This window comes from Zobellia russellii, from assembly GCF_044597075.1.
GTDB lineage: Bacteria > Bacteroidota > Bacteroidia > Flavobacteriales > Flavobacteriaceae > Zobellia > Zobellia russellii.
Window position 1 is genome coordinate 1,395,441 of the sequence record NZ_CP139000.1, and the last position, 17,639, is coordinate 1,413,079.

At 37.6% G+C, this 17,639-nt stretch carries 11 protein-coding genes; 7 read left to right on the forward strand and 4 right to left on the reverse strand.

Annotated elements, in window-relative coordinates; all coding sequences use genetic code 11:
- Positions 1–7 precede the first annotated feature (7 nt).
- The gene (locus SJY45_RS05815; protein WP_400073620.1) at positions 8–715 is read left to right on the forward strand and encodes a 16S rRNA (uracil(1498)-N(3))-methyltransferase; all 708 of its coding nucleotides are present in this window, start codon (positions 8–10) and stop codon (positions 713–715) included.
- Between the two features lie 11 nt (positions 716–726).
- Here SJY45_RS05815 and SJY45_RS05820 read toward each other — a convergent pair whose 3' ends face one another.
- The gene (locus SJY45_RS05820) at positions 727–1,506 is read right to left on the reverse strand and encodes a DUF1223 domain-containing protein (RefSeq protein WP_400073621.1); all 780 of its coding nucleotides are present in this window, start codon (positions 1,504–1,506) and stop codon (positions 727–729) included.
- A 41-nt stretch (positions 1,507–1,547) separates the two neighbouring features.
- On the opposite strand from SJY45_RS05820, the gene SJY45_RS05825 reads away from it, so the two are divergent.
- From SJY45_RS05825 to SJY45_RS05850, 6 genes are all read left to right on the forward strand, one after another.
- Entirely contained in the window at positions 1,548–2,195 is a 648-nt protein-coding gene (locus SJY45_RS05825) for a DUF4159 domain-containing protein (protein ID WP_303406251.1), read from the forward strand.
- Between the two features lie 24 nt (positions 2,196–2,219).
- The gene (locus tag SJY45_RS05830) at positions 2,220–3,320 is read left to right on the forward strand and encodes an AI-2E family transporter (protein ID WP_400073622.1); all 1,101 of its coding nucleotides are present in this window, start codon (positions 2,220–2,222) and stop codon (positions 3,318–3,320) included.
- Positions 3,321–3,393: 73 nt separating this feature from the next.
- A complete protein-coding gene (locus SJY45_RS05835; protein WP_400073623.1) occupies positions 3,394–4,506 on the forward strand; it encodes a THUMP-like domain-containing protein in 1,113 nt (370 codons plus the stop codon).
- Positions 4,507–4,828: 322 nt separating this feature from the next.
- The gene (locus SJY45_RS05840) at positions 4,829–8,155 is read left to right on the forward strand and encodes a SusC/RagA family TonB-linked outer membrane protein (protein WP_400073624.1); all 3,327 of its coding nucleotides are present in this window, start codon (positions 4,829–4,831) and stop codon (positions 8,153–8,155) included.
- A gap of 30 nt (positions 8,156–8,185) precedes the next feature.
- Positions 8,186–9,976, forward strand: coding sequence for a RagB/SusD family nutrient uptake outer membrane protein (locus SJY45_RS05845; protein ID WP_400073625.1), 1,791 nt, complete (start codon positions 8,186–8,188; stop codon positions 9,974–9,976).
- A gap of 103 nt (positions 9,977–10,079) precedes the next feature.
- Complete coding sequence (locus SJY45_RS05850) at positions 10,080–13,667, forward strand: VCBS repeat-containing protein (protein WP_400073626.1); 3,588 nt, start codon at positions 10,080–10,082, stop codon at positions 13,665–13,667.
- 4 nt (positions 13,668–13,671) lie between these two features.
- On the opposite strand, the gene SJY45_RS05855 is transcribed toward SJY45_RS05850, so the two are convergent.
- The 3 genes from SJY45_RS05855 to SJY45_RS05865 all read right to left on the reverse strand — a co-directional run bounded on the left by SJY45_RS05855 (position 13,672) and on the right by SJY45_RS05865 (position 17,527).
- Positions 13,672–15,183, reverse strand: a complete 1,512-nt coding sequence (locus tag SJY45_RS05855) for an FG-GAP repeat domain-containing protein (RefSeq protein ID WP_400073627.1) — start codon at positions 15,181–15,183, stop codon at positions 13,672–13,674.
- A 52-nt stretch (positions 15,184–15,235) separates the two neighbouring features.
- Positions 15,236–16,726 carry a sulfatase gene (locus SJY45_RS05860; RefSeq protein ID WP_400073628.1) on the reverse strand — a complete coding sequence of 497 codons (1,491 nt, stop codon included), beginning with the start codon at positions 16,724–16,726 and terminating at the stop codon, positions 15,236–15,238.
- 84 nt (positions 16,727–16,810) lie between these two features.
- Positions 16,811–17,527 carry a dienelactone hydrolase family protein gene (locus SJY45_RS05865; RefSeq protein WP_303406243.1) on the reverse strand — a complete coding sequence of 239 codons (717 nt, stop codon included), beginning with the start codon at positions 17,525–17,527 and terminating at the stop codon, positions 16,811–16,813.
- Positions 17,528–17,639: the final 112 nt, after the last annotated feature.

Consider the following 17,639-nt stretch of genomic DNA (forward strand, 5'->3'; position numbering starts at 1 on the left):
TTGTCCTATGCAATTATTTTACAACCCCGATTTAGACAAGAGCATTACACAGTTTACCTTCTCTCAAGAAGAGAGTAGGCATATTGTTAAGGTATTGCGTAAAAAGGAAGGAGACCTACTACATATTACAAATGGAAAGGGTTATATTTTTAAGTCCGAAATACTTCTTGCGGACCAAAAACGATGCAAAGCACAAATAGTAGCTACACAAAAAAAACACCCAAAAGTACATTGGCTACACATGGTTGTAGCACCCACTAAAAACAACGACCGTCTGGAATGGTTTCTGGAAAAAGCCACAGAAATAGGTGTAAGTGAGATTACCCCCATATTTTGCGATAGATCGGAGCGAAAAGTCATTAAAAAAGAGCGCTTGGAAAAAGTGATACAATCTGCCATGAAACAAAGCTTACGCGCTTACCTACCCAAGCTTAACGATGCTATTTCTTATAAAGATTTTATGGCAAAGGAGCTTAACGGACTCTTATTTATTGCGCATTGCGAAGAGGAAGAAAAAGTTGATTTAAAACGAAGAGTTGCCCCAGACAAGGATGTTACCATACTCATAGGACCGGAAGGGGATTTTTCGCAAAACGAAATAGAAATGGCGTATGAAAAAGGGTTTCTTCCTGTTTCCTTGGGGGAATACCGCCTTCGTACCGAAACGGCCGCAATCGTAGCCTGTACTACCGTGAACATGATTAACAACGGGTAAAAAGAACACCACTAATTGAATAATTCGGTTTTAGCAGCAGCAGTGATATCGTAATCCGTTGTCTCCATTACAACAATAAGACTCAATTTTTCTCCATTTTCAACCACATCCGGGATTGTTATCGTGGCTTTACCATTTGTTTCATGTATTTCAATATTCTTTTCCCCAACTACTATGTTACTATTTTTTAGTGTTCTATTTCGGTTTTCACCACGCTTCACCACTGTAGTTCGCTCATCCAAGACCAATAAGGCCCGTAAATTTTTACCCGTAACATCTCCATCTAACTCATAATTGAACGAAACAGAGCCACCCCTTCTTTCCACCAGACTCAATACTACCGTATTTTCCGTTTCTATCGCTCCATAGCGCTTTATGGCCGCATTCATTTTACTTGAGTTAGACCCTACAAAATGAGCCTTACCATTCACCACTACCTGAGGTGTATAATTACTTCTACTCTTTAATTTGATATTATATTTACGTTGCTTATCCGTATAAACCGATTTACTGAACGGGTCTTTCCAACCAATATAATTCCAATAATCGACATGATATGAAAGTGCATAAACCGAATTACCATATTCTCTTTTCACCTGTTGCAACAATACATCTGCCGGTGGGCAACTAGAACAACCTTGTGATGTAAAAAGTTCCAAAACCACTATGGGGTCATGCCCATCAAAAGCTTCAAAAGCCTCTAGTTTTCTGGTCTTTACATCAATATTAAAAGCCATTGTAACACATCCTACCAAAACAATACATATAAGTGCAATTCTTTTCCCCACCATAATTCATACATTTGAGTTATTGTTATTTAGTTCGCCCTAAGATGAAACAACTTACATACTGCATTATAATCTTATCTCTTATGACCACCCACCTTACGGCACAAGAAGTAGCCATTCTTAAGTATAACGGAGGCGGAGATTGGTATGCCAACCCTACAGCTTTACCTAATCTTATTAAGTTCTGCAATGAAAATGTTGGCACTTTAATGAACGAAAAGCCAGAAACCGTAGAAATAAGCAGCAGTACTATTTTCCAGTACCCTTTTCTACATATGACCGGTCACGGCAATGTTGTTTTTTCGGACGAGGAAGCCCAAAATTTAAGAACTTATCTTTTTTCAGGTGGATTTTTACATATTGATGACAACTACGGAATGGCCCCTTATCTGAAAAAAGCACTTGAAAAAGCCTTCCCTAATACCGTTTTGGAAGAATTGGGCAGCGACCATCCTATTTTTAATGAATTTTATAAGTTTCCAGAAGGTTTGCCAAAAATTCACGAACACGACGGTAAACGCCCACAGGCATTAGGTTTGTTTCATGAAAACAGACTTGTACTATTGTTTACCACCGAAAGTGATCTAGGGGATGGCTGGGAAGACCCATCAGTACATAATGACCCCGAAGAAATAAGAACAAAAGCATTACAAATGGGTGCCAATATTGTGCTCTATGCTTTTAAAAACTAACATAGCCACATAAATAGACCAAAAATGACCTCAAGAACCATTAGTCAAGGAATTCTACGCTCAGTAGGGATAATAGTAGGCGTAGTCCTACTCCTTTATTTTCTTTGGAAGATACAGTCCGTAATTGCCTATTTGGCCATAGCCGCCGTCATTGCCCTGATAGGCAGACCAATAGTCCTCTTTTTAAGAAGAAAATTAAAACTACCCAACACCGTGTCCGTTATCATCACAATGATTTTTATGGTAAGCGTGCTGGCAGGTATTATAGCACTTTTCGTTCCCCTGTTGACGGAACAAGGCAAAAACCTCTCGTTGTTGGACATTAACCAGCTAGAACAAAACTTAAATTCACTGCATCAGCAAATTGTGGACTTCATTGGAACTGCGCCTAACGTTGTTGACGAAATTATTGAAGAAACAGATTTTGAAAAAACCATTGTTGATAGTTTAAATGTAGGCTTTATACCCAATTTTCTCAACTCGTTTTTAGACGTACTTAGCACGGCTAGCATTGGACTGTTCTCTGTTTTATTTATTTCTTTTTTCTTCTTAAAAGACAGCAATCTTTTTCAACGTGGAATTTTAGCTTTCGTCAACCAAAATAATGAAGGCAAAACCATAAATTCCATCGATAAAATCAATAATCTTTTATCTAGATATTTTGTGGGTCTGTTACTTCAAATTTTCATCCTGTTCGTAATTTACACCATAACCCTTTTAATCGTAGGTATAGAAAATGCGATTGTAATTGCCTTTCTTTGTGCCTTGTTTAATATCATTCCTTACGTGGGTCCTATCATTGGAGGAGTGATTATGGTAGTACTTACAATGACCAGCAATTTAGGCATGGATTTTAGCTCCGTAATCCTACCAAAAGCAGGGTATGTTTTAATAGGATTATTGATAGGTCAATTAGTCGATAATTTCTTTTCACAACCCTTGATATTTTCAAATAGCGTAAAGTCGCATCCACTAGAAATTTTCTTGGTGATAATTATTGCCGGTCTGCTCTTTGGAGTAGTAGGAATGATTGTAGCAGTGCCCGGATATACGGCGATAAAGGTCATTTTAAAGGAGTTTTTATCCGAAAACAAGCTAGTTAAATCACTTACAAAAAGTTTATAGTTATAGTTTGAATAAAAATATTTTAAATACTGGTGTACAGGAATTTATAAAAAATAAATTTAATACTGACATCATGTCAGTTCTGCTTAAAAAGCCTATTTTTGAAGAAATTTCCAATCGCGAACTTGCTGAACAACTTGAGTCTAAGAAAAAGTGCGAAAAAAAATTACCTACCTGGTTTTCTTCTGCTAATATTTACTACCCGAACAAACTAAATATTGAGCAAACTTCTTCCGAAGTTACAGCCAAATACAAAGCGGATTTAGTCAGTGGAAAATCACTTGTAGACGTCACCGGAGGTCTAGGTATAGATAGTTACTTTTTTAGCCAAAAAATAGACCAAGTTCACCATTGTGAATTAGATGAAAATCTATCCGAAATTGCAACCCATAATTTTAAAATTCTAAACATAAACAATGTAATAACCCATGCGGAAAATGGATTGGTTTTTTTGCAAAAATTAAAATCCCCCGTAGATTGGATTTACATAGACCCTTCTCGAAGAGGTGATTTAAAGCAACGCGTTTTCCTATTATCGGATTGCTTGCCTAATGTGGTAAAAAACTTGAATCTGTTATTTTCAAAATCAGAGAATATCCTCATAAAAACAGCTCCACTTTTAGATATTTCGGCAGGAATAAATGAGCTTGATTATATAAAGGAAATTCATGTAATTGCTCTAGATAATGATGTAAAGGAACTTTTATGGGTTTTAAAAAAAGGATACCAAGGTAGCATCAAAGTCAAAACAATAAATAAGACCGCAAAACAGGACCAAGATTTCGATTTTGAACTTCACGCGGAAAAAGATGCTATTTCCGAATTCTCAGAACCTCTCACCTATTTATATGAACCCAATGCGGCTATTCTCAAGTCAGGCGCATTCAAAATCATTGGCCAAGCAACACAACTAAAGAAACTCCATACTAACACCCATTTATACACCTCTGATAACCTGATTGATTTCCCAGGACGAAGATTTAAAATTGAAAGCATTTTTCCCTACAATAAATCGGCTTTGAAGAAAGCGGATATAAAGAATGCAAACATAACTACAAGGAACTTTCCTGAAAGCGTAGCCACCATTAGAAAGAAGATGAAAATTAAAGATGGCGGTCAGATTTATCTGTTTTTCACCAAAAACCTGCTCGAAAACGTTGTAGTTCTACGTTGCAAAAAGGTTTAATTTTAACATTTGTGTTTGCCTATTTGTTTTATTTGTAATATTTTTCTTTCAATATTTGATTAATTTTTAAAACATATGAAGCATTGATTACCAGATGTAAATATTACATAAACAACACTATATCAGCACTAAACAAAATTTCAAAAGCTCTAAATATTTAGTAATTGCAACATTTGTGTTATTGAAATAGGGTGAATTCGCCAAAAATAACTTGCGGCCTATTTTTAACATATCCATATTATCATTACATTTATTTTTTGTTTTTCTTAACATAAGGCTAGGAAAATAAGAATTTAATAAACTAACAAACAACACTCACATTATGAACCAAAAACGAAGTTACAATTCGTTAAAGCCCAAGGGAAAAATCTCAACTCTTGGAATTGGGCTTTTTTCGATGATGATTTGCGCTGGGTCACAAATCACCTATGCAAAATCAACCAATGACCCTAAACTTGAGGTCAAGGACATTTTTCAAACAACCATATCCGGTACTGTTTTAGACAGTGGAGGAATTCCTCTTCCGGGTGCAAACGTGGTAGTTAAAGGAACTACGAACGGAACACAAACCGATTTTGACGGAAACTTTACTTTAGAGGTAGAAAGTGATGCAACTCTAGTAATAAGTTATTTAGGGTTTGTTACGAAGGAAGTAGCTGTTGACGGACAGTCTACAGTGAATGTAACGCTGGCTGAAGATGCCGCAGCATTAGACGAGGTTATAGTTACCGGTTACTCAACAGAGACGAAAAGAGAAACCACTGCAGCCGTTTCCATAGTCAAAGCCGAAGAATTGGCGGCCATACCATCTGGAAATATAGAACAACAACTCCAAGGTAGGGTTGCAGGGGTTACCGTTCTTTCAAATGGACAACCTGGCACAACCAGCCAAATTAGAATTCGAGGCTTTGGCTCATTTGGCGGTAACCAACCTTTGTATGTAGTTGATGGTGTTCCGGTAGAAAGCACTGAATTCATCAATCCGGATGATGTTGAAACCACAACCGTTCTAAAAGATGCAGCTGCTGCATCTATATATGGGGCCAGAGCTGCTGGTGGTGTTGTTGTGCTAACAACTAAACAAGGAACAAGAAAAAGGGAAAAAACGAAAATTACAGTTGATATTACAAGTGGGGTCAGAGATCCAAACGTTGCCGGGTCTCCAAATCAATTAACACCACAACAAGATGCAGAGTGGTCTCACATTGCGTACAGAAACAACGGAATAGCAAATGGCGAAGCTCCTATTTATGATCATCCGCAATATGGCTCTGATGCTACACCTAGGATACCTGATTATTTATTGGTAGGTGGTATTGGCGGTGGTGATCAAAGTGGGGTTGTTGGAAACATTGATATGGCTGCAGTTCGTGCCGCATACGAACTTGACCCCGACAATGTGTTTCTAATAAAACCAAATCTACAAGGTACAAATTGGTATAAGGAAATTACTAGACCTGCACCAATAAGTCGTATTACCCTAGGCTTTGAAGGAGGTACAGAAGATGGTAGATACTACATGGGCATTAATGCCTACAACGAATCCGGAATACTTCTTGAGAATGAATTTGCCAGATATTCGGCCAGATTTAATTCTGAATGGGATGTAACTCCTTGGCTAAGCATTGGTGAAAACTTTCAAGCCACTTACCGGTCTATCAGAGGTGGTTATGGGGGTGACGGAGGTGTAAGTGGTGCGGACGACGAATCCGTATTATTATCCGCTTACCGTATGCCAACTATTATTCCTGTTTATGATGAATTTGGAAGTTTTGCCAGTACTAGGGCAAAAGGGTTCAATAACCCAAGAAACCCTGTAAGACAATTAAAAACCAATGATAGCCAGGATAAGAATTTTAGCTTAGCTGCATTTGGAAATTTATATGCTCTGTTAAAACCCTTTGAAGGATTAACAATAAGATCCAGTATTGGAGGACAATACTTAAATTATTATAATGTTAACTACGGTTTTAAATATTTAGGCGATTCAGAACCTGAAGCCAGTAACTCATTTTCAGAAGGCAGTGGTTATGTGTTCTCATACACATTTACCAATACAGCATCCTATGAAAAACTGTTCGGAAAACACAAAGTAAAAGCCTTAGCGGGTATTGAGGCCCTAAACACAGGTAAAGGGCGAAATATCAGTGGAAGTGGTATCAACCCGTTTTCTACTGACATCAACTACCAAAACCTGTCCACAGTACAATCGCCTAATGTAAACAGTAACTTGTTTAATGGTGTAAATTTCTTTTCGGTTTTTGGGAAACTAGATTACAACTATGACGAACGTTATTTTATCACAGGAGTATTAAGAAGAGATGGCTCGTCTAGATTTGGAGCCAATAACAGATATGGGGTTTTTCCTGCCATTTCCGGAGCATGGAGAGTCATTGGAGAATCTTTTATGCAAAATCAAGACATTATAAGCGACTTGAAAATTAGAGCTGGATGGGGAGAAATGGGTAACTCTAACAATGTTAACCCTAATAACCAATATGTTCTGTATAATTCAAATAGAGCAAGTACATTTTATCCAATTGGTGGACAAAATAGCGGAGCCGATGAAGGGTATAGACAAGGTCAGATTGCAAATCCAAATGCAAAATGGGAAACCAGTATTTCTACAAATATTGGCTTTGACGCCTCTTTTTTCAATGATAAACTAGATATTGAATTTGATTGGTGGAACAAGGACACCGAGGATTTACTTTATCAGGTTCCATTACCTGGAGTTACCGGAAACGATGCCAACGAGCCGTTTGTTAACATCGCCACCATGAACAATAAAGGTATAGACATTAAGCTTACCGGAAGAGGTAACTTCACTGAAGACCTATCTTTTGAAGTTACGTTGAACAATTCGTTCCTAAGTAATGAAATTGAGTTTTTAGCGGATGGAATCGACTTCTTTGACGGAGCGGCATATAGAGGAAATAGTCCAATTAGAAACGCCGTAGGTCAGCCATTATCCTCATTTTACGGTTATAAGGTAGAAGGTTATTTTAACACTCAAGAAGAGGTAGATGCTTTTAAAGCTGCAAATAATGATGCTGATGTTGCCTTGGGGAGATTTAAATATGCCGATGTAAACGGTGATGGACAAGTTACACCAGATGACAGGACTTTCATTGGTAACCCTATACCAGATTATACAGGAGGTGTTACATTTAACCTTAAATACAAAAACCTTGAATTTGAAACCTATTGGTTTGGTTCTTTCGGAAATGAAATTTATAACCAAACAAAATGGTTTAGAAACTTTTTTGGTACATTCCAAGGTGCGGCAAAAGGCACAGCAGCACTCAACTCATGGACTCCTGAGCTAGGTAATAATGCAGAAGCTCCAATATGGGAAAGCAAAACAAATATTTATACAAGTGGGGCAGCAAACTCCTATTATGTAGAAGATGGTTCTTTTGTAAGGCTTCAAAGGCTAGCTCTAACTTACAGCTTTGACTCTAACCTATTAGATCGCCTTGGTGTGACTAAATTTAAACTTGGTTTCTCTGCAAATAATATCTGGACCATCACGGATTATTCCGGTCTTGATCCTGTAGTAGCCGGTGCCGATACCAATTTTGGTGTTGACGTTGGAAATTACCCAGCTACTCCCTCCTATTTAATCAGCTTAAATATTGGCTTGTAGGCAACTAACAATTAAAAAATAAAACATATAATGAAAACTATAATTATAAAAAAAATATGCTACGGAACCTTGGCAACTGTATTTCTGATTGCCTCTTGTTCCGATGATTTTTTGGAAGTGGCCCCCACAGGGTCCATTGATGAAAATTCAGTCGCCACAGAAGATGGTGTACAAGGCCTTCTAATTGGAGCTTACTCTGCACTAAGCGGTGTTTTTGGAAACCGCTTTGAAGGACCTAACCATTGGGCTACGGGTTCAATCATGGGAGGAGAAGCTAATAAGGGTACGGATTCCGGAGATTATTCGTCACTAAACCCTATTCAGAGATATGAAGCTAGCCCGGTTGACCCCAACGGCGATTTCAACAACTTATGGCGAGGTCGTTACGAAGGTATCAAAAGATGTAATCAAACCTTAGAAAAATTAGCTAGGGCAGAGAACATTAAACCAGAGGTTGTTCAGCAAATTACGGCAGAAGCACGAATGCTCCGAGGACATTTCTATTTTGACCTTAAAAAGCATTTTAACAGTATCCCTTATATAGACGAATCTATTTACTTAGACGATGAACTGGATGAAGCTCAGAAACTTGAGGCTCTAAAAGCTATACCCAATACACCAGATGTTTGGGGTAAAATAGAAGCTGATTTCCAGTTTGCTTTTGACAATTTGCCCGAAACAACGGATGCGGGTAGAAACAATAAGTGGGCGGCAGCGGCTTATATGGGTAAGGCAAAGCTTTACCAACAAAAGTATGCCGAAGCTAAAGAATGGTTTGATGAGGTTATTGAAAAAGGAGTAACACCCTTAGGCGAAAAGTATGCTCTTCTAGAGGATTATGCCCAAATTTATAATGCTGAAAACGACCAGCATGCTGAAGCCGTTATGGATGTGGAATCTGCCAATAATACCGGAAACGTAAGAAATGCTAACTGGTTTGATGATTTAAACTATCCACATAACACTGGTCCCGATGGTCCTGGTAATTGCTGTGGCTTTTTTCAACCAAGTATTGAATTGGGTAATTCATTTAGAACTACGGATGAAGGGCTTCCACTATTGGATGGATCATATAACAATCCTGAAAACGAAGTTGCAAACAACTGGAAGCATGTCATTGTAGACAAACAACCCGAAAGTTCATTTGTTGAAGACGCAGGACCCTTAGACCCAAGAATTGACCATGCCATAGGTAGAAAAGGAATTCCTTACTTAGATTGGATTATTCATCCAGGGGCTGCTTGGATAAGAAGCTTTTCTTACGCTGGGCCCTATACTCCTAAAAAGTATATTTATTATCGTTCCCAAGAAAATAGTTTTACTGATGGTAGCTCTTGGACGCGAGGTTATGCTACAATGAATTATACAATTATTAGATTTGCCGATGTTCTATTAATGGCTGCCGAAGCGGAAATAGAGGCTGGATCATTGGAGCAAGCACGAACCTATGTAAATATGGTAAGAAATAGAGCCGCCAATTCAGAGCATTGGGTAAAGGAGTACGATAGCGATGAAAATGCCGCTAACTATGTGATTTCCGAGTATCCCCCGGCTCAGTTTGCAGATAAAGCTTCCGCAACCGCGGCAGTTAGGTTTGAGAGAAAACTTGAACTTTCAGGAGAGGGACATCGTTTCTTTGACCTCGTTCGTTGGGGCATTGCCGATAGTGTTTTGAACGCATATTTAGATTATGAGTCTCAATTTTTGAAAGAAAAATTTGGTGGCGCCAAATTTACTGCAGGTAAAAATGAATTTTATCCAATACCTCAAAGACAAATTGATTTGTCTGGAGGGTCAATAAAACAAAATCCTGGGTACTAATACTTAAGTTAGATACTAATAAAAGCTGCTCGTACGAGCAGCTTTTTTTGCTTATTTTAGAACCTTCTTACATATTTGCAACGTACCATATCCTATGTGTCAAATGAAATCAAATAATTCTTTCCAAGGAACATTTACGCTTCTCTTATCTATTGTATTAATAGTATTTACAAGTTGTTCCAAAAAGACACCTACAACAAGATTTGTAAACGTACACCCAAGCAAATCCAACCTGGTATTTAGCAATACCCTTGTTGAAAATGATTCTATAAACATCATGGACAACGAATTTGTTTATAACGGGGCTGGAGTTGCACTAGGAGACTTAAACGGTGATGGTCTTGATGATATTTTCTTTGCGGGAAACCAAGTTGAAAACAAACTGTTCCTTAATAAGGGAAACCTCAAATTTGAAGATGTAACCAAAGCTTCCAATATAATAAAAAACGATTCACTACAGTGGTCATCGGGGGTATCTATTGTTGATATAAATGCAGATGGCAAATTAGACATATACGTATGTAATACATTCAGAAAAAAAAATAGTAGAAGAAAGAACTTACTATATATCAATACAGGGAATTCAAAAGACGGTATTCCTTCATTTAAAGAAATGGCAGAAAAATATGGTCTTGCAGACGATACTTACTCATCTCACGCCCAGTTTTTTGATTATGACAATGATGGAGACCTTGACCTATTTATTGGAGTAAACAGGATTGAAGGTATTGACCCCAGTGATTTTAGACCTATTGAAGATGACGGCTCTTCTATGAGTAAAGACCGCCTCTACGAAAATATATGGGATTCTACCCTTAATAAGCAACGCTTTAGAGATGTTTCTGAAAAAGCTGGTATTAAATTTCATGGATATAGTCACAGTACTTTAATCCATGATTTTAACGGAGATAATTGGCCGGATATTTATGTAGCGAACGATTTTCTAAGTAGTGACCTTATATATATTAACAATCAGAACGGCACATTCAGTAATAAAGCACGGGAAATATTCAAGCATTTTAGCTTCTCTTCCATGGGGAGTGATGCGGCTGACATCAACAATAATGGAAATCTTGAGTTTTTTACTACGGAAATGCAGCCCTATTACAACAAAAGAAAAAAATTATTTCAAGGCCCCAGCAATTATCAAAAAGAGATATTCATAAAAAAATACGACTACGAAAAACAATATGCCCGCAACACACTCCAAACTCAGTTAGGAAATAACCCAAAAACAGGTTTACCCATATACGGTGATGTTTCCATGCTTACGGAAACAAAAGAAACGGACTGGAGCTGGGCCCCTCTTTTTGGTGATTATGATAATGATGGGCTACAAGACCTCTTTATTACCAACGGATTCCCTAAAGATGTTACTGATCGAGATTTTGGTGATTTTAGGATTGCCGCCAGCAAACTTCTGAATAAGGAAAAACTGATAGCTGCAATACCTGAAATTAAGATTCCTAATTTCATGTTTAAAAACAATGGAGATTTCAAATTTGTAAATAGTACCGAAAAATGGGGTTTAAACTTACCTACATACTCTAGCGGTGCGGCTTACGGTGACCTTGATAATGATGGAGATTTGGATTTAGTGGTCAACAATATTAATGACAACGCAATGCTCCTTGAGAATAAATCTAATGAGTTTAATGAACCGCAGCATTTTATCCGAGTAAAATTGACCGGAAAGAAAAACAATCCTAATGCCATAGGTTCTTATGTGGAAATTTTTTCGGATTCCATCCACCAAAAGAAATCTTTGTTATCGGGACGAGGATATTTATCACAACCGGAATTCACGCTTCATTTTGGCCTAGGAAATAATAAAAATATAGACAGTCTTGTTATAAATTGGCCAGACGGGCAACAACAAGTGGTTAAAACCAATGCCATAGATTCAGTTCTCGCTATCTCATATAGTCCTAAAGCAGGATCATTCTCCACTTTAAATACGAAAAAAACGAGCCCGATTTTCAAGAATGCTGCCAAAATGTATGACTTAGAGCATTTTTCTGAAGATTACGATTTTATTGATTTCAATTTTCAAAGTACGCTTCCTCATAAATTTTCTCAATATGGCCCTTCTCTCGCAGTTGGGGATATAAATGGCGATGGTTTAGACGATATGTTTGTTGCTTCTAGTAGAGGTTTTAAAGAAAAGTGGTTTATTCAAAAACCTGACCAAACCTTTGAACAAAACGAAGTAGCCTATAAAACTTCAGAAAAACTAGAAGAGGAAGATGCTGGAACATTACTTTTTGACGCAGACAATGATGGAGATTTAGACTTGTTCATTGCACGTGGTTGCGGCCAATACCCTAGCGGTCATGAATATTATCAAGATATTTTAATGGTCAATGATGGAAAAGGAAATTTTACTCAATCCAATATAGATCTTCCTGTAATGAAAACGAACTCATCTGCAGTTAAAGCTGCCGATTTTGATCGTGATGGAGATTTAGACCTTTTCATAGGAAGTAGGGTTTTGCCTTTCTCCTACCCTAAAACAGATCGCTCATATATTCTAAGAAATGATAGCACTAAAGACCGGATTAAATTTACCGATGTCACTACCCTTGTTTCCAAAAATCTAGAATACCCCGGTTTAATTAGCGATGCCATTTGGACCGATTTTAACGGAGACTTCTGGCCAGACCTTATTATAGCCGGAGAATGGGCCCAGTTACGCTTCTTCAAAAACGAAAATGGTAAGCTATTAGAAGTTACGGAGAACACAGGCTTATCTAACTATTCTGGGTGGTGGAATAGTATATCTTCCTCAGATCTGGACAATGACGGAGACATAGATTACATTGTTGGGAATGTTGGCGAGAATATAAATTTTAAAGGTTCGCTAGAAGAACCTGTGCGCATATACGCTAAAGACCTTGATCAAAATGGTTCCATAGACCCCCTTATATCCTTCTATTTAAGAGACAGTATTGGTGTTAAAAAAGAATATTTATACCATCCTTGGCAGGATGTAACAAAGCAATATGTTGGTATTAGAAAAATGTTCAATTCTTATGGGGAATTCGGGGAATCGACCCTACCTGAAATGTTCTCTAACGGACTTTTAGATGATGCCAAAGTAGATTCTTTGACTTATATGAAAAGTTCATGGATAGAGAATTTAGGAAACGGACAATTTAAAATGCACCAATTGCCCGTGGAGGCTCAATTTGCTCCAGTTTATGGTATTCTGCCACAAGACTTTAATGAAGATGGCCTAACGGATATTCTATTAATTGGTAATGATTACGGCATGGAAGTGCAACAAGGGCCAGCTGATGCATTCGCCGGTCTCGCCCTAAAAAATATAGGGAACGGCAAATTTACTACCGTTTCACTAAATGAGAGTGGCTTTTTTGTACCAGGAGATGGTAAAGCTATTGTTAGTTTGCGTACAGGAAATTCTAAGAAATTAATTGTAACCTCACAAAATAACGACTCCTTGAAAGCTTTTGAATATTCCGGACAAACCAGAGTAAAATTAATGGCCGTGCAACCCAATGAAATAAAAGCATTAATCAAGCTCAAGAATAATGCTAAGCAAATGCATGAGTTTTTTTGGGGCAATTCCTTTCAATCGCAATCAGGTCGTTTTGTAGAGATTCCTGCAAACTTTGTGGAAGTTCAATTTTATAATAATAACGGAAACCTAACTAGAACAATTAAACCGTAAAGGATCATTCTATCAATCTATTTTTGAGAACTAGTATATCCCAAGGATTTTCTTTGTAAATCTTGGACAAGTCTGCAGGCACGGAGTTAAAGTTAAAAGTAGAACAGCTTAAAGCTATATCAATATCTCCATCCTGGTCAAAATCACCTGAATCCATTAAAAACCATCGCCCTTGAAAATCATTTTCTATAACCTGAGTTTCAAAGACAAAATTATTTGTATCGATATTATTCAAATACACGAATGATTTTTGTGACTCTCCTTCGTAATCAGGAAAGGTAGACACTATTCCAAAATCTATATCTCCGTCTTTATCAAAGTCTGCACTTACACTTCTAGTAGCACCGTACAATGGATAGAAAAATTCTTCTTTAAAGTTATTAGCTCCGTCATTTAAATGAATACGCAGACCATGATAAGGTTTCAATACCTGAGTTCTATCTGCATTGTCCCCGTGTAAGGTTACAACATCTTGATCCCCATCATCATCAAAATCAAGCATTTCAAACCAGCTACTTCCATACAGAGGACTAAACCGAATTACTTGTTCTGTTTTAAATTCCAAATTTTCAGTTTGATAAAGAATGGTAATACCCTCATTACCTTGTGCTGTCAGCACAACAATATCTGCTTTGGTGTCTTGGTTCATGTCTTTGACCACCGTTCTTATTGCCCCTGGTTGCCCTAATAAGATATTCTTTTCTAAAGAACCGTCATCAGATTTTACAACTAATGATAAACTACCTGTTAAGTTACCATACTCACAAACTAAAATTTCATCTTCCCCATCATTATTAAAATCAAATACTGTGGTATGTACCGGTCTATGAAAATCTAAAGGTATAGGTTGAACAAATCTATCTTTTATAGTAAAAATTTTTCCGTTTGCAATTTCTGAAGGACTCAGAGAACCTATAGAAGTGGCGTACTTTACATCATCCATCTCGGTAAAGTCAGAAATAGGACCAATTCCATTAAGGATTTTTTTGAGAGTCTTAGTATCCTCCCGATACTCATAGATTCTACCTCTTAAGTCGGCAATATTTAACTTGCTATTTTCCGTATCAAATTGGGTAAATACGATAGAGCTTCCATGTACGCTATCTATATCTACCGGTACCAATTCAAAGCCATTGAGCTTTTTAGCTTGTTTTTGGGAATTGTTTAGAATAAGACTGTCTGGAGCGGTGGATACAATATATTCTTTGAGAAGTTGCCAATCAGCTTCCGAAATTTGGGGTTCAACACTATAAACGCCTGAATTTAAAATAGCATGCTGTTCTTCAAAGGAAAAACCGCTTAACGGATTAAATCCTGTGTTTTTAATCCCCATTCTTGCTCCCATTTCGGGCAACACCTTGTCTTTCCATAAACTTTTTGGCAAATGCTCAATATTGGGCAACTCATGACAAGCGGCACATTGCATTTTATACAAATGCACTCCTTTTTCATGCTTATTTTCCGAACAAGAAAATACAAACGGAAGTAGAACTACTAAAATTATAAAAACTCTCATTTTGTTTAATTACTTCCTTTAAATTGCTTGAAACAGAAGTCCTTGTTCTATTTTAGTATTCCCCCTTGTGCTTATAGTCGCCAAAACGATATTTTACAGTTCGTTTAATAGGGGTTTGCATACCATTTGTTCTTTCTAACCAATCATAAATGGCAATTGACATAGATTTTACTATTTCCTGTTTATCCGGATTCGCTATTAAATTATACATTTCATCAGGGTCGTTCTCTAGGTCATAGAGCTCATTTCTATCCCAAATTCCCTGATACTTCATATACTTATATTTGTCAGTTCGCATGCCAAATACGGTTGGAGTCATAGGAAAGTCATACTCCCAAAAATACTCATAGAAGACCTCCTCACGAACCTTTGCCCCTGGCTCTCCTGTAAGTGCCGGAATAAAAGATACTCCTGGCATATTTTCTGGTTTCTCTATTCCCGCTTCCGCTAAAATTGTTGGTCCAATATCTATATTTTGCACCATAGCCTTAGGTTTTAGGCCTCCTTTAAACAGTTCCGGACAACGCACCAGCAAAGGCACTTTAACCGATTCTTCATAAAAATGCCGTTTATCAATAAGCCCATGCTCTCCCCAACTAAATCCGTTATCGCCCATATAAATAACAAGGGTAGATTCATCAAGCCCTTCATCCTTTAAGTATTGCATAACAGAACCTACACTCTCATCTACCCCTAAAAGTGTTTCGCAATAATCCACAACCATTTCATTTATATCCCTATTCTCATGGTACATATAGTCTACGCCATGCCAACTTACTCTTTGGTCAGCTACCCATTGCGGCCATTTTAAATCTTTATAAGCTCCGGTCTTGGTCTGCTCATAAGTTGCCGGTAAATCTAATTTATTTCCTTTATATCGCCCTTTATGCCTTCTAGCCGGTTGAAACCCAGCGTGAACTGCTTTGTGAGATAAATACAGGAAAAACGGTTTCTTTTTATCTCTCTTCTCCATCCAATCAATGGCATGTTCGGTCAACAGATCTGTTATATAAGTCGAATCTTTATAAGCTACCCTCTTTCCATTGATATTTAACGTAGGGTTATAATAAACCCCTTGTCCCGGGAAACTTTCCCAGTGGGTAAAGCCTGGTTGAGGAGAGTCTCCATGATCGCCCATATGCCATTTACCAAAGAAGCTAGTTTGATAACCCGCTTTCTGAAGGTATTGAGGAAAATATGTCAAATTTCCAGGATCTGGAGCTTGGTTATCCACAATGGTATGTGAGTGGGAAAACTGCCCCGTTAAAATTGAAGCCCTACTTGGAGAACACAGAGATGTTGTAACAAAGGCGTTAGACAAATAAGCTCCATCTTCCGCAAGTTTATCCATGTTCGGGGTTTCTAACCAAGGAACTTTACCCGTAAAACCCATATAATCATAACGGTGGTCATCCGTTAAAATAAAAACAACATTGCGAGGTTTCTTCTTGATTTTCTTTTCAGGCTCCGTATTTGCAAATAGAACCGACATCTTAAAAACCATGAGAAACATTATTCCGTAAAACAACCTCATCTTGCCCATATCAATAGTATTAAATTATCGTTTTAAGAAAATTATTAATCATCTACCCTATTAAAAAAAACGTTTTTGACTACAAAATGTAACTTATTGCCGCTCCTGCTCCATAAACCATTTATACAGCTCATCATTATCATAGGCCGGCACCCAAGAATCATGGCCTACACCGGGGTACCTTGTAAATTTTACATCATACCCCATACTCTTTAATTTAGAAACCATAGTCTCCGATTCCGATATGGGAATGGATTGGTCCTCTTCTCCATGGAAGACCCACATGGGCATTTTTTTGTCTATCCAAGAAGCATATGGTAGCGGTGTCATACCACACACAACAGCCATTGCCGCAAATTTTTCGGGATACTGCACTGCCATTTCCCAGGCGGCTCCTCCACCCCTACTGAGCCCGGTTAAATAGATTCTTTTTTTATCTACACGATTGTTCTCCACTATCGTGTCCAATAATTGCATTACCGATCGCGTATTCCACCACATTTTCTTTTCTGGATTCTGAGGGGCCAAAATTAAGAACGGGAATTTTTTACCTCTCTTTATCAATTTAGGAGGGCCGTTTCTTTTTACATAAACCAAACTATCTCCAGATTCGCCACCACCATGAAGAAACAATAACAACGGAAACTTTTCCTCGGGTTTTTCCTCATACCCTTCAGGATAATAGAGGTAGTAACTATAATTTTCTTTGATGACGGTTTCTTGTTCGGCATCTATTAATTTGTATTTTGATTGTGCAGCACAACTCTGAAAAGCAAAACAGAGCAAAATAATATATAATTTCTGAGGCATTTACGTATTTTTTTCCGCGCTTAGTTGTAACGGAATTTATCCGGTTAAAATACAATTTTAAAAACAGTACAAAAAAGAAACGGACACCTAAAAAGGTGTCCGTTTTTTAATT

Excerpts from the sequence above, each read along its gene's own strand:
- SJY45_RS05815 (WP_400073620.1), top strand. The coding sequence starts at position 8 with ATGCAATTATTTTACAACCCCGATTTAGACAAGAGCATTACACAGTTT.
- SJY45_RS05820 (WP_400073621.1), bottom strand. The coding sequence starts at position 1,506 with ATGGTGGGGAAAAGAATTGCACTTATATGTATTGTTTTGGTAGGATGT.
- SJY45_RS05825 (WP_303406251.1), top strand. The coding sequence starts at position 1,548 with ATGAAACAACTTACATACTGCATTATAATCTTATCTCTTATGACCACC.
- SJY45_RS05830 (WP_400073622.1), top strand. The coding sequence starts at position 2,220 with ATGACCTCAAGAACCATTAGTCAAGGAATTCTACGCTCAGTAGGGATA.
- SJY45_RS05835 (WP_400073623.1), top strand. The coding sequence starts at position 3,394 with ATGTCAGTTCTGCTTAAAAAGCCTATTTTTGAAGAAATTTCCAATCGC.
- SJY45_RS05840 (WP_400073624.1), top strand. The coding sequence starts at position 4,829 with ATGAACCAAAAACGAAGTTACAATTCGTTAAAGCCCAAGGGAAAAATC.
- SJY45_RS05845 (WP_400073625.1), top strand. The coding sequence starts at position 8,186 with ATGAAAACTATAATTATAAAAAAAATATGCTACGGAACCTTGGCAACT.
- SJY45_RS05850 (WP_400073626.1), top strand. The coding sequence starts at position 10,080 with ATGAAATCAAATAATTCTTTCCAAGGAACATTTACGCTTCTCTTATCT.
- SJY45_RS05855 (WP_400073627.1), bottom strand. The coding sequence starts at position 15,183 with ATGAGAGTTTTTATAATTTTAGTAGTTCTACTTCCGTTTGTATTTTCT.
- SJY45_RS05860 (WP_400073628.1), bottom strand. The coding sequence starts at position 16,726 with ATGGGCAAGATGAGGTTGTTTTACGGAATAATGTTTCTCATGGTTTTT.
- SJY45_RS05865 (WP_303406243.1), bottom strand. The coding sequence starts at position 17,527 with ATGCCTCAGAAATTATATATTATTTTGCTCTGTTTTGCTTTTCAGAGT.